This window comes from Streptomyces sp. enrichment culture, from assembly GCF_964273255.1.
Classification (GTDB): Bacteria; Actinomycetota; Actinomycetes; order Streptomycetales; family Streptomycetaceae; genus Streptomyces.
The window spans coordinates 5,981,217-5,993,375 of the sequence record NZ_OZ186835.1 but is presented as its reverse complement, the minus strand read 5'-3'; the positions used below and the strand labels follow the sequence as shown (position 1 = coordinate 5,993,375).

The 12,159-nt window shown below is 71.4% G+C and carries 10 protein-coding genes; 2 read left to right on the top strand and 8 right to left on the bottom strand.

Annotation, left to right across the window (positions count from 1 at the left end):
- Positions 1-18: 18 nt before the first annotated feature.
- From rpsD to ACSU53_RS26145, 5 genes are all read right to left on the bottom strand, one after another.
- Positions 19-633 (bottom strand): 30S ribosomal protein S4, encoded by a 615-nt coding sequence (gene rpsD, locus ACSU53_RS26165; protein ID WP_437031563.1) that lies wholly within the window; start codon positions 631-633, stop codon positions 19-21.
- 330 nt (positions 634-963) lie between these two features.
- Entirely contained in the window at positions 964-2,319 is a 1,356-nt protein-coding gene (locus tag ACSU53_RS26160) for a replication-associated recombination protein A (RefSeq protein ID WP_437031561.1), read from the bottom strand.
- 43 nt (positions 2,320-2,362) lie between these two features.
- Entirely contained in the window at positions 2,363-3,022 is a 660-nt protein-coding gene (locus ACSU53_RS26155) for a vitamin K epoxide reductase family protein (protein WP_437031559.1), read from the bottom strand.
- Positions 3,023-3,289: 267 nt separating this feature from the next.
- Entirely contained in the window at positions 3,290-4,552 is a 1,263-nt protein-coding gene (gene hisS, locus ACSU53_RS26150; RefSeq protein ID WP_437031557.1) for a histidine--tRNA ligase, read from the bottom strand.
- A gap of 11 nt (positions 4,553-4,563) precedes the next feature.
- On the bottom strand, positions 4,564-5,277 hold the full coding sequence (locus ACSU53_RS26145) for an MBL fold metallo-hydrolase (RefSeq protein ID WP_437031555.1): 714 nt from the start codon (positions 5,275-5,277) through the stop codon (positions 4,564-4,566).
- Between the two features lie 179 nt (positions 5,278-5,456).
- Between ACSU53_RS26145 and ACSU53_RS26140 the strand changes: the two genes are divergently transcribed.
- Together ACSU53_RS26140 and ACSU53_RS26135 are read left to right on the top strand one after the other, a co-directional pair.
- On the top strand, positions 5,457-6,290 hold the full coding sequence (locus ACSU53_RS26140; RefSeq protein ID WP_437031553.1) for a peptidylprolyl isomerase: 834 nt from the start codon (positions 5,457-5,459) through the stop codon (positions 6,288-6,290).
- A gap of 137 nt (positions 6,291-6,427) precedes the next feature.
- Positions 6,428-7,657: a DUF349 domain-containing protein gene (locus ACSU53_RS26135; protein ID WP_437031551.1), complete on the top strand. Its 1,230-nt coding sequence runs from the start codon at positions 6,428-6,430 to the stop codon at positions 7,655-7,657.
- Positions 7,658-7,755: 98 nt separating this feature from the next.
- Here the strand turns inward: ACSU53_RS26135 and relA are convergent, their stop codons facing one another.
- The 3 genes from relA to yajC form a co-directional block, all read right to left on the bottom strand.
- A complete protein-coding gene (relA, locus tag ACSU53_RS26130; protein ID WP_437031549.1) occupies positions 7,756-10,284 on the bottom strand; it encodes a GTP pyrophosphokinase in 2,529 nt (842 codons plus the stop codon).
- A gap of 307 nt (positions 10,285-10,591) precedes the next feature.
- Positions 10,592-11,131, bottom strand: a complete 540-nt coding sequence (locus tag ACSU53_RS26125) for an adenine phosphoribosyltransferase (RefSeq protein ID WP_437031547.1) — start codon at positions 11,129-11,131, stop codon at positions 10,592-10,594.
- 401 nt (positions 11,132-11,532) lie between these two features.
- Positions 11,533-12,021 (bottom strand): preprotein translocase subunit YajC, encoded by a 489-nt coding sequence (gene yajC / locus ACSU53_RS26120; protein WP_437031545.1) that lies wholly within the window; start codon positions 12,019-12,021, stop codon positions 11,533-11,535.
- Between the last annotated feature and the right edge of the window lie 138 nt (positions 12,022-12,159).

Here is a 12,159-nt window from a genome sequence, read left to right as displayed (position 1 = left end):
ACCGCGTGCCTGCTGGGGTCAGCGGGCGTAGTACTCGACGACGAGCTGCTCGTCGCAGATCACCGGGATCTCCTTGCGGTTCGGCTCACGGTCCAGGCGGAACGCCAGGGCCTTGAGGTTCACCTGGAGGTAGCGCGGGGTCTCGCCGTCGGGGGCGAAGCCACCCTCACGGGCGATCGTGAAGAGGGTCTTGTCCTTGCTGCGCTCACGGACCTGCACGACGTCGTCCGGGCGGACACGGAAGGAGGGCTTGTCGACCTTCTTGCCGTTGACCTGGATGTGGCCGTGCGTGACCATCTGGCGGGCCTGGTAGATCGTGCGGGCGATGCCCGAACGCAGGACCAGCGCGTCGAGGCGACGCTCCAGCTCGATGACGAGGGCGTCACCGGTCTTCATGGTCGTCTTGGCGGCCCGCTCGTAGGCGCGGACGAGCTGGCGCTCGCTCACGTCGTACTGCGCGCGCAGACGCTGCTTCTCCAGCAGACGGACCTTGTAGTCCGAGTTCTGCTTGCGGCCGCGGCCGTGCTCGCCCGGCGGGTAGGGGCGGGCCTCGAAGTACTTGACGGCCTTCGGGGTCAGCGCGATACCGAGGGCACGTGACTTCTTGACCTTGGGGCGGGACTGATTCGCCACTGTCTCTTTTCGCTTTCCGTTGCGTCGGCTCACCAGGGTTGAGGGAGGTCGCATCCGCAGCCGGGGAAACCCCGCGGGTCCGCTGTGGACCTGCCGGGCAGCCGCTCCCCTGGTCTGGGCACATACGTGCAGCACGCGAGTGGCCCACCGACCGCTCCCGGGTTCCGGGTGGTGGTGGGCTGCCCGCGACACCGTTCGCCGGTGCGCGACGCTCCTGGAGATCCCCGCCCGGGGGCCGGGTCTCCGGCTGGATGTCCCGCTCTGGTGACGCCGGCTCTCCTGACGGGACCGGACAACGGGACGCAGCGCTCAGGAGATTCTACAGGGTGCTCAGGACCGCTTCCGACCGAGGTGCTTCCTGGTCCATTCGACGGCGTCCGCGTACCGCGCCTCGGCGCCGTGCCGGGTGGGTGCGTAGTAGGCGCGGTCCTTCAGGGCGTCCGGGGCGTACTGCTGCTCGGCGATGCCCTCGGGCAGGTCGTGCGGGTAGACGTAGCCCTGGGCGTGGCCCAGCTTGGCGGCGCCCTTGTAGTGCCCGTCGCGCAGGTGCTGCGGCACGGGGCCGGCCAGGCCCTTGCGCACGTCGTCCAGGGCGGCGCCGATGGCGGTGGTGGCGGCGTTGGACTTGGGCGCGAGGGCGAGGGCGATGGTGGCGTGGCTGAGGGTGAGCGCGGCCTCGGGGAAGCCGATCATGGCGACGGCCTGGGCGGCGGCGACCGCGAGGGGCAGCGCGTTCGGGTCGGCCAGTCCGATGTCCTCGCTGGCGGAGATCATCAGGCGGCGGGCGATGAAGCGGGGGTCCTCGCCGGCCTCGATCATCCGGGCCAGGTAGTGCAGGGCGGCGTCCACGTCGGAGCCGCGGATGGACTTGATCAGGGCGCTGGCGACGTCGTAGTGCTGGTCGCCGTCCCGGTCGTAGGTCACCGCCGCCCGGTCGACGGTCTCCTCCAGGGTGGTCAGGGAGATCTCCGGCTCACCCTTGTCGAGCGCGGCCCCGGCGGCGGCCTCCAGGGCGGTGAGGGCGCGGCGGGCGTCGCCGCCGGCGATGCGCAGCAGGTGCTCCGCGGTGTCCTCGGGGAGGGTGAGGGAGCCCTTCAGGCCGCGGTCGTCGGTCAGGGCGCGGGCCAGCAGGCCACGCAGGTCGTCGTCGGTGAGGGGCTCCAGGGTGAGCAGGAGCGAGCGCGACAGCAGCGGGGAGATGACCGAGAAGTAGGGGTTCTCGGTGGTGGCCGCGATCAGGGTGACCCAGCGGTTCTCGACGGCGGGCAGCAGGGAGTCCTGCTGGGCCTTGCTGAAGCGGTGGATCTCGTCCAGGAACAGGACGGTCTCCTGGCCGTACCCGCCGGAGGCGCGGCGGGCGCCGTCGATGACCGTGCGGACCTCCTTGACCCCGGCGGTGATCGCGGACAGTTCGACGAACCGTTTGTTGGTCGCCTTGGAGACGACGTAGGCCAGGGTGGTCTTGCCCGTGCCGGGCGGGCCCCAGAGGATCACCGAGGAGGGGCCGGCGGGGCCCCCGGAGCCCTCGCCGACCAGCCGGCGCAGTGGTGATCCCGGCTTGAGCAGGTGCTGCTGCCCCACCACCTCGTCGAGGGTGCGGGGGCGCATCCGGACCGCCAGGGGACTGCCGGCCGGGTCCTTCTCCTGGCGTTCTTCTGCTGCGGCGGTGAACAGGTCGGGCTCCACGTGGGCAACCCTAAAGGACCGCGCCGACAGTGCGGCGGGGCGGTCAGCCCGTCCAGAGGGTCCACCAGCGGGTCAGGATCAGCATGCCGATCACGCCGATGTGCAGCACCGGCAGGACCCAGGTGAAGTCGCCGAAGAAGTTCCTCACCCCGGCCGGGGCGGGCAGGAAGCCCTGGCGGACGTTGAAGGAGGTGACGTACCAGAACATGAGGATCGTGGCGACCCAGGCCAGGCAGCACCACAGGCACAGGGCGTTGATCCGGTACAGGGACTGGTACATCAGCCAGGCGCAGAACACCGTGCCGAACAGCATGCCGGCGTTGAGGGTGAGCCAGTACCAGCGGGGGAAGCGGGCGCCGGCCAGCAGGCTCATGCCGACGCAGATCACGATGCCGTAGGTGACGAGGCCGAGCATCGGGTTCGGGAAGCCGAACACCGAGGCCTGGTCGCTCTCCATGACGCTGCCGCAGGAGACGATGGGGTTGATGCTGCACGCCGGCGTGTACGTCTCGCCGCGCGCCTTGGCCTCGAGGATCTTGAACTTGTCGAGCGTGATGACCCAGCCCGCGAGCACGCCCGCGGCGCCGGTGATCACCAGGAGCAGGGCGAGGGCCCGGCTCGCGCCCTCCCTGCGTGGTGCTCCGGCGGGTTCCGGCGAGGACTGGGGCTCCATCGAGACGTCCTTGACTGTCGTCTTGCTCATCACGCCGATTCCGTCACTGGGTGGTGGACCTGCTTCGGGCACGGCCATTGTGCCGCACCCCCCTGTGCACGCCCGACCCCGCGAACACATGAACATACGGATACCCGCCCTGAAGCGTGCGGTTCCGGCCAACGTCCGTACCCGGATCGCACACCCGCTCCCCCCGGACCACTCCGGCGGGTGACGACGGCCCTGGGGTTGACGACGGTCCCCGGGCTGACGGCGGCGGCGCCGGGTGCGTCGACACCCGGCGCCGGGAACGCCGTGTCAGCCGAGCCGTGACTCCAGCTCGGCGACGATCTCGTTGACACCGACCGCGCTCTGCTCACCGGACTCCATGTCCTTGAGCTGGACGACGCCCTCGGCGAGGTCGCGCTCGCCCAGCACCAGCGCGTAGCGCGCACCGGAGCGGTGGGCGGCCTTCATGGCGGCCTTGAGCCCCTTGCCGCCGTAGGCGAAGTCGGCGGCGACGCCGTTCTTGCGCAGCTCGGTGACCTTGGTGAACAGCACCCGGCGGGCCTCCTCGCCGAGCGGCACGGCGAACACGCTGGTGGTGGCCGGGAGTTCCAGCTCGACGCCCTCCGCCTGGAGGGCCAGCACGGTGCGGTCGACGCCGAGGGCCCAGCCGACGGACGGCAGGGCGGGGCCGCCGATCATCTCGGACAGCCCGTCGTAGCGGCCGCCGCCGCCCACCGCGGACTGCGAGCCCAGGCCGTCGTGGACGAACTCGAAGGTGGTGCGGGTGTAGTAGTCCAGGCCGCGCACCAGCCGGGCGTCGTCCTCGAAGGCGACGCCGGCCGCCGTGATCAGCTCGCGGACCTCCTCGTGGTACGCCTTGCAGGCGTCGCAGAGGAAGTCGCGCAGCAGGGGGGCGCCGGCCAGCTGCTTCTGCACCGACTCCCGCTTGTCGTCCAGCACGCGCAGCGGGTTGATCTCCGCGCGGCGCAGGGTGTCCTCGTCCAGGTCCAGGCCGCGCAGGAAGTCCTGCAGCGCGGCCCGGTACACCGGGCGGCACTCCTGGTCGCCGAGGCTGTTGAGCAGGATGCGGAACCGGCTCAGGCCCAGCGAGCGGTACGCCTGGTCGGCGAGGATGATCAGCTCGGCGTCCAGCGCCGGGTCCTCCGCGCCGATCGCCTCGGCACCGACCTGCGAGAAGTGGCGGTAGCGGCCCTTCTGCGGGCGCTCGTAGCGGTAGTAGGAGCCGGAGTACCAGAGCTTGACCGGGAGGTTGCCCGCCTTGTGCAGGTTGGCCTCCAGCGCGGCGCGCAGCACGGACGCGGTGCCCTCGGGGCGCAGGGCGAGCCGGTCGCCGCCCTTGGTCTCGAAGGCGTACATCTCCTTGGTGACGATGTCGGTGGACTCACCGACACCGCGCGCGAACAGCTCGACGTTCTCGAAGCCCGGCGTCTCGATGTAGCCGTAGCCGGAGCCCCGCAGCGGCGCGGCGATGGCCTCGCGCACGGCGAGGTAGGTGGCGCTGTCCGGCGGGATCAGGTCGTAGGTGCCCTTGGGGGCCTTGAAGGTGCTCACGGAAGTAGTCGTCACATTCCTCGTCGGGGAGCGTCCAGGTCCGCTCCCTGGCCGGCGTCCGCCACCTGCCGCAGATACGGGTTGGTGGCGCGCTCCCGGCCGATGGTCGTCTGGGGGCCGTGGCCGGACAGCACCACGGTCGAGTCGTCGAGCGGCAGGCAGACGCGTGCCAGCGAGTCGAGCATCTCGGCCATGTCACCGCCGGGCAGGTCGGTGCGTCCGATGGAGCCGGCGAACAGCAGGTCGCCCGAGAACATGACCGGCGGGATGTCCGCCGCCTCGGGCAGGCCGAAGGTCACCGACCCCTTGGTATGGCCCGGTGCGTGCGCGACGGAGAACTCCAGGCCCGCCAGCTTCAGCCGCGCGCCGTCGGTGAGTTCGCGGAGGTCGTCCGGCTCGCCCACGGTCAGCTCGCCCATCAGCGGCATGCCGATGGCGCGGCCGATGCCCTTCTCCGGGTCGCTCATCATGTACCGGTCCTGCGGGTGGATCCAGGCCGGCACGTCGTGCGCTCCGCAGACCGGGACGACCGAGGCGACGTGGTCGATGTGGCCGTGGGTGAGGACGACGGCGACCGGCTTCAGCCGGTGCTTGCGGACCGCCTCCGCGACGCCGTCGGCGGCCTGGTGGCCGGGGTCGATGATCACGCACTCCTCACCGGCGGCGGGGGCGACGAGATAACAGTTCGTCCCCCAGGCCCCGGCGGGGAACCCGGCAATGAGCACGATCGTCCTTCGTTGTGTGGGTACGGGAGGCTTGCGGCGGGCTGCGCCCGTGGTCAGAGCCTACCGGCGCTGCCGATTCCTCAGCGAACCCATATACGGTACGGGGCAGACGCAGGCGGTCGGCTTCACCGCACGCACGCGTACCGGCCGGCACACGAGACGCATGAGGAGACAACCCGGTGGTCAGCCAGGAACAGCGGCGGCGTCAGCTCGCCCGGGAGAAGTTCTTGCGCCAGCAGCAGCGGCGCACCGAGGCACGGCGCAAGGCGCGGACGCGCAACGCGGTGATCGCGTCGGTGCTCGGCGTGGTGCTGATCGGCAGCGGGGCGCTGTACACGGCCGGGGTGTTCCAGCAGGACGACGACACCAGCGCCAACGCGGGCTCGGAGGTCACCCCGAGCGCGGCCCCGACGAGCAAGGCGCCCGACCCGTGCGAGAAGCCGGCGCCGGGCAAGCCGAAGACGAAGACGTGGAAGAAGGAGCCGGCGCTCGAGCTCGACACGTCGGCCTCGTACACGATGAAGCTGGAGACCACCTGCGGCGACATCGACGTGGACCTCAAGGCGAAGGCCGCCCCGCACACGGTCAACTCGTTCCGCTTCCTGCTGGACCAGGGTTACCTGGACCACACCAGGTGCCACCGGCTCACCACCGAGGGCATCTACGTGCTGCAGTGCGGTGACCCGACGGCCACCGGGACCGGCGGACCGGGCTACACGATCCCGGACGAGAACCTCAAGGACAAGAGCCTCAAGGACAACACGTACCCGGCGGGCACGGTCGCGATGGCCAACACCGGGCAGAAGGACAGTGGCGGCAGCCAGTTCTTCCTGGTCTACCAGGACAGCCAGCTCCCGCCCAGCTACACCCCGTTCGGCACCGTCTCCGCCGCGGGCATGAAGGTGCTGAAGAAGATCGCCGCGGCGGGCGCCTCCGGACCCGACCCCACCACGGGCAACACCGCGCCCCACGCGACGGTCGTGATCAACAGGGCGACGGTGACGGAATCCTGACCGTCAACTGGGCAATCCCGGTCGCGCGGGATGCGGACAGGGGTCCCGTCGGTCGCTTATGTTGGCCGTGACGAAACTGTGGACGATGCCCGGGGGAGCTTCGATGCCCCTCGACGGCATCATGTGGAGGAGGCGCTGTGAGCAGCGACCCGTGGGGCCGCGTCGACGAGACGGGCACCGTGTACGTGCGTACGGCCGACGGTGAGAAGGTCGTCGGTTCCTGGCAGGCGGGTTCCCCCGAGGAAGCCCTGGCCTACTTCGAGCGCAAGTACGAGGGCCTGGTTGTCGAGATCGGCCTCCTCGAGAAGCGAGTGAAGACCACCGACCTGTCCTCCAAGGACGCCCGGACCGCCATCGACCACCTGCGCGAGCAGGTCGACGCCCACCACGCGGTGGGCGACCTGGACGCCCTGCGGGTCCGGCTGGACAAGCTGGTGGAGCTGGTGGAGGCGCGGCGCGAGGAGCGCAAGGCGCAGCGGGCCCGGCAGGCCGAGGAGGCCCGCCGGTCCAAGGAGGCCCTGGTCGCCGAGGCCGAGGAGCTGGCGCAGTCCGACCAGTGGCGGGCGGCGGGTGAGCGGCTGCGGGCCCTGGTGGACACCTGGAAGAGCCTGCCGCGGCTGGACCGCAAGTCCGACGACGAGCTGTGGCACCGCTTCTCGCATGCGCGCTCGGCGTTCTCCAAGCGGCGCAAGCAGCACTTCGCGCAACTCGACGCGCAGCGCGAGGAGGCGCGCCGGACCAAGGAACAGCTGGTCGCCGAGGCCGAGTCGCTGTCGAACTCGACGGACTGGGGTGCGACGGCCGCGCGCTACCGCGACCTGATGGCGCAGTGGAAGGCAGCCGGCCGGGCCCAGCGCGAGCACGAGGACGACCTGTGGAACCGCTTCCGCGGTGCCCAGGACGTCTTCTTCGCCGCGCGCAGTTCGGTGTTCGCCGAGCGGGACGCCGAGCAGGCGGAGAACCTGAAGCTGAAGGAGGAGCTGGCCGGGGAGGCCGAGAAGCTCCTGCCGGTCACCGACCTGAAGGCAGCCCGGGCCGCGTTCCGGACGCTCAACGAGCGCTGGGAGGCCATCGGTCACGTGCCGAGGGACGCCCGCCCGAAGGTCGAGGGCCGGATGCAGGCCGTGGAGCGGGCGCTGCAGGAGGCCGAGGAGGCCGAGTGGCGCCGGACCAACCCGGAGGCGCGGGCGCGTGCCGCGGGGCTGACCGGTCAGTTGCAGGCCGCGGTCGACAAGCTGAAGGGCCAGATCGAGCAGGCCCGGGCGCAGGGCAACGACGCGAAGGCGCAGAAGCTGGAGCGGGAGCTCGAGGGCCGTCAGGCGCTGCTCGACCAGGCGCTGAAGGGTCTGCAGGAGTTCGGCGGCTGAGCCGCCGGTCCGCCCGGACACACGGAAGGGGGCTGCCGCACCGGCCGGTGCGGCAGCCCCCTTCCGTGTGCCGTCCCCGAGGTGCGGCTGCCCGTCCCTCAGGTGCGGTTGCGGGCCGAGGTGACCCGGTAGACGTCGTAGACGCCCTCCACGCCCCGGACCGCCTTCAGGACGTGTCCCAGGTGCTTGGGGTCGCCCATCTCGAAGGTGAAGCGGGAGGTGGCGACCCGGTCGCGGGAGGTCTGCACGGCCGCGGACAGGATGTTGACGTGCTGGTCGGACAGCACGCGCGTGACGTCCGAGAGCAGCCGGGAGCGGTCCAGCGCCTCGACCTGGATGGCGACCAGGAACACCGACGACTGGGTCGGCGCCCACTCGACGTCGAGGATGCGCTCGGGCTCCCGGGACAGCGAGTCGACGTTCACGCAGTCGCTGCGGTGCACCGAGACGCCGCTGCCGCGGGTGACGAAGCCGATGATCGGGTCGCCGGGCACCGGGGTGCAGCAGCGGGCCAGCTTCACCCACACGTCCTCGACGCCCTTGACGACCACGCCGGGGTCGGCGCTGGAGCGGCGCTTGCGGCTGCGGGCCGGCGGCACCGACTCGTCGATCTCCTCGGTGGCCGCCTCCTCGCCGCCGAGGGCCTGCACCAGCTTCTGCACGATGTTCTGCGCGGAGACGTGGCCCTCGCCGATCGCCGCGTACAGGGCGGAGATGTCGGAGTAGCGCATCTCGTGCGCCAGGGTCACCAGGGAGTCGCCGGTGAGGATGCGCTGGATGGGCAGGTTCTGCTTGCGCATGGCGCGGACGATGGAGTCCTTGCCCTGCTCGATCGCCTCGTCACGGCGCTCCTTGGAGAACCAGCCGCGGATCTTGTTGCGGGCGCGGGGCGACTTGACGAAGCCGAGCCAGTCCCGGGAGGGGCCGGCGCCGGCCGCCTTGGAGGTGAAGACCTCCACCAGGTCGCCGTTGTCGAGGGTGGACTCCAGCGGGACGAGGCGGCCGTTGACCCGTGCCCCTATGGTGCGGTGGCCGACCTCGGTGTGCACCGCGTAGGCGAAGTCCACGGGGGTGGCGCCGGCGGGCAGCGCTATGACGTCGCCCTTCGGGGTGAAGACGAAGACCTCGTTGCGGGAGAGGTCGAAGCGCAGGGACTCCAGGAACTCGCCCGGGTCCTCGGTCTCCTTCTGCCAGTCCAGCAACTGCCGCAGCCACGCCATGTCGTTGAGGTGGTCGTCCTTGCTCTTGCCGGACGACTTGGGCGCGTCGGTGCGGATCTTGGAGGCACCGGCCACGGCCTCCTGCTTGTACTTCCAGTGCGCGGCGATGCCGTACTCGGCGCGGCGGTGCATGTCGAAGGTGCGGATCTGCAGCTCGACGGGCTTGCCGCCCGGTCCGATCACCGTCGTGTGCAGCGACTGGTACATGTTGAACTTGGGCATCGCGATGTAGTCCTTGAACCGGCCGGGGACCGGGTTCCATCGCGCGTGCACCGTGCCGAGGGCCGCGTAGCAGTCGCGGACGGTGTCCACGAGGACGCGGATGCCCACCAGGTCGTAGATCTCCGCGAAGTCGCGGCCGCGGACGATCATCTTCTGGTAGACGCTGTAGTAGTGCTTGGGGCGGCCGGTGACGGTGGCCTTGATGCGGGCGGCCCGCAGGTCCTGCTGCACCTCGTCGGTGACGACGGCGAGGTACTCGTCGCGCTTGGGGGCGCGCTCGGCGACCAGGCGGACGATCTCGTCGTACATCTTGGGGTAGAGGATCGCGAAGGCGAGGTCCTCCAGCTCCCACTTGATGGTGTTCATGCCCAGGCGGTGGGCGAGCGGCGCGTAGATCTCCAGGGTCTCGCGCGCCTTCTTCTCCTGCTTCTCGCGCTTGAGGTAGCGCATGGTGCGCATGTTGTGCAGGCGGTCGGCGAGCTTGATGACCAGGACGCGGGGGTCCTTGGCCATCGCGACGACCATCTTGCGCACCGTCTCGGCCTGGGCGGCCTCGCCGAACTTGACCTTGTCCAGCTTGGTGACGCCGTCGACGAGCAGGGTGACCACGTCGCCGAAGTCGCGCCGCAGGTCCTCCAGGCCGTACTCGGTGTCCTCCACCGTGTCGTGCAGCAGGCCGGCCATCAGCGTGGCCGGGTCCATGCCCAGCTCGGCAAGGATGGTGGTGACGGCCAGCGGATGCGTGATGTAGGGGTCGCCGCTCTTGCGCTTCTGGCCGCGGTGCCAGCGCTCGGCGACCTGGTAGGCCTTCTCGATCTGGCGGAGCGTGGAGTTCTCGATCTTGGGGTCGTTGCCGCGCACGATCCGCAGCAGGGGCTCCAGCACCGGGTTGTACGGGTTGGCGCGCTGCACGCCGAGCCGGGCGAGACGGGCGCGGACACGGTTGGAGGAGCCGGAGCGGGCCGGCTGGCCGGTGTTCGGGCGGACCGCGGGAACGGAGCGCTCCGGGGGCGGGGACGGCTTGGGCCGCGGCTGCTCGGGCTTGTCGACGGGGGTGGCCTGGGCGTGCTGGACCGGACCGCGGGTGTCGTTCTTGGCCTGCGGCGCGCTGGGCGCGGGCTTGGCCGCGGGCGCCGAGGCTGGCTCGGGCTTGGCGGCGGTCAGGTGCTGGGCCTCGTCTGGCAAGAGGACTCCTCGTGCGCGGTCCGGGTCCCCCGGTCAGGCTCCGGAAGAGTCCATGGTAGCCATGCCGCGCCCGCGGATCGCCCGGGGAGCGGTGTGAGACCGGTCCGATCCCGGGACGCACGGGACGTGGCCCTCCGTCCGCCGGCTGCCCGGCGGCGCCGGGGGCGCACTCCCCGGAGCCGCCCTCACCCCGGGGACGGCCCCGCCCGCCGGGCCGGGTGCGGCCCAGGGCCGCACGGAGCCGCCGGCACCGGTCAGCGGCGGCGATGCCCCCGGCCCCGGTGCGCGACGGCACGGCGGCCGTGGCTCAGACCGTGAGCAGCGCGTCCAGCGGGGCGCCGGACAGGGCCGGTTCCACGCGGGCACGGCCGCCGAGGAAGCCCAGCTCCATCAGCACGGCGAGACCCGCGACCTCGGCGCCCGCCCGGCGGACGAGCTGGAGGGACGCCTCGGCGGTGCCGCCGGTGGCGAGCACGTCGTCCACCACCAGGATCCGGTCGCCGGCGCAGATGTCCTCGGCGTGCACCTCGATCTCGGCGGAGCCGTACTCCAGGTCGTACGCCTGGCTGAGGGTGGCTCCGGGGAGCTTGCCCGCCTTGCGCACGGGGATGAAGCCCAGGCCCGCGCGGACGGCGACCGGGGCGCCCAGGATGAAGCCCCGGGCCTCCAGGCCGACGATCTTCGTGGCGCCCGCACGCGCCGCGATCCCGGCGAGGGCGTCGGTGAGGGCGGTGAAGGCCGCGGGGTCCGCGAGGAGCGGGGTGATGTCCTTGAACATCACCCCCGGCTCCGGGTGGTCCGGCACGTCCCGGATGCGGCTGAGCAGCAGTTCTCGGATGTCGGTCATCGTCGCTTTCCTGAGGGCCGGCCGCGCCCGCGGCTGCGGGAGGCAGGCTGGTTGCGTGGGCCGACGACAGCGGGGGCCACGGCCTCCGGGCCGTCGTGGGGTCCCGCTCCGGCGGGCGGGGGGTGCGAGGGCTCGCCCGGGCGGCGGTGGGCCCGCCGGGCGAGCGCGCGCCTCCTCGGGGACTTCACGGCGGCGCGCGCTCCGCGACGCCTGCGACGAGCGGGGGGAACAATGAAGTCCGGGGAGTACGCGCCCGCGGTGAGGCCGACGGACAGCGAGAGCGAGAAGTCGTTCAGCGGGCCGGCGCCGTGGACGCCGCCACCGGTGAACAGCGGACCGGGACGTGTGCGGGCGGGGGCGCGGGCCGGGCCCGCGCCCCCGCCCGCCCACGCGTGCTGCGCCTACTTGGCGTCGGAACCGCCGTCGGACTTCTTGGCCGTGCCGTCCGCACCGGCCTCGTCGACGGCGTCGGCCGGCTCGTCGGCCGCGTCCTTCTTGCCGAAGTCGACGGGCTTGTCGTCGGTGGCGGCGTCGGAGGACGCGTCGGTCTCCGTGAGGGAGGAGGCGTCGTCCGGCACGAGGTCGCCGTCGGACTTCAGGTCGTGCTCGATGCCGTGGACGATCTGGTTGTACTCCTCGTCACTGAGGACGGCACCGATGGCGTTCTTGGCGAACAGCAGCTCGACGCCCGGTCCGGCGTCGAGCAGGACGGTGTCCTCGCTGACCTCCTTGACCGTGGCGTACATGCCCCCGATGGTGCGGACGCCGGAACCCGGCTGCATCTGGTTCCGCATGTCGATGGCCTGCTGCTGCTTCTTCTTGGCCGACCGGGTCATCAGGAACATGGCCCCGATGAGCACAATGAACGGGAGGAGGGTCAGGAGACTCACGGGTCGGAACTTCCTTCACATGACCGCGCTGGTGAACGGCCTGTTGGTTGGGGGTGTGTGGCGCCGCCCACGGGGGGCGGCATCGGCGGAGTCTAGGCGAGTCCGCGCGCAGGGAACAACGCTCAGCATGGCACCCGG

Bases quoted from the DNA above. Each gene is read 5' to 3' on its own strand.
- ACSU53_RS26155 (WP_437031559.1), bottom strand. From the start codon at position 3,022: ATGAGCAAGACGACAGTCAAGGACGTCTCGATGGAGCCCCAGTCCTCG.
- ACSU53_RS26125 (WP_437031547.1), bottom strand. From the start codon at position 11,131: ATGACCGACATCCGAGAACTGCTGCTCAGCCGCATCCGGGACGTGCCG.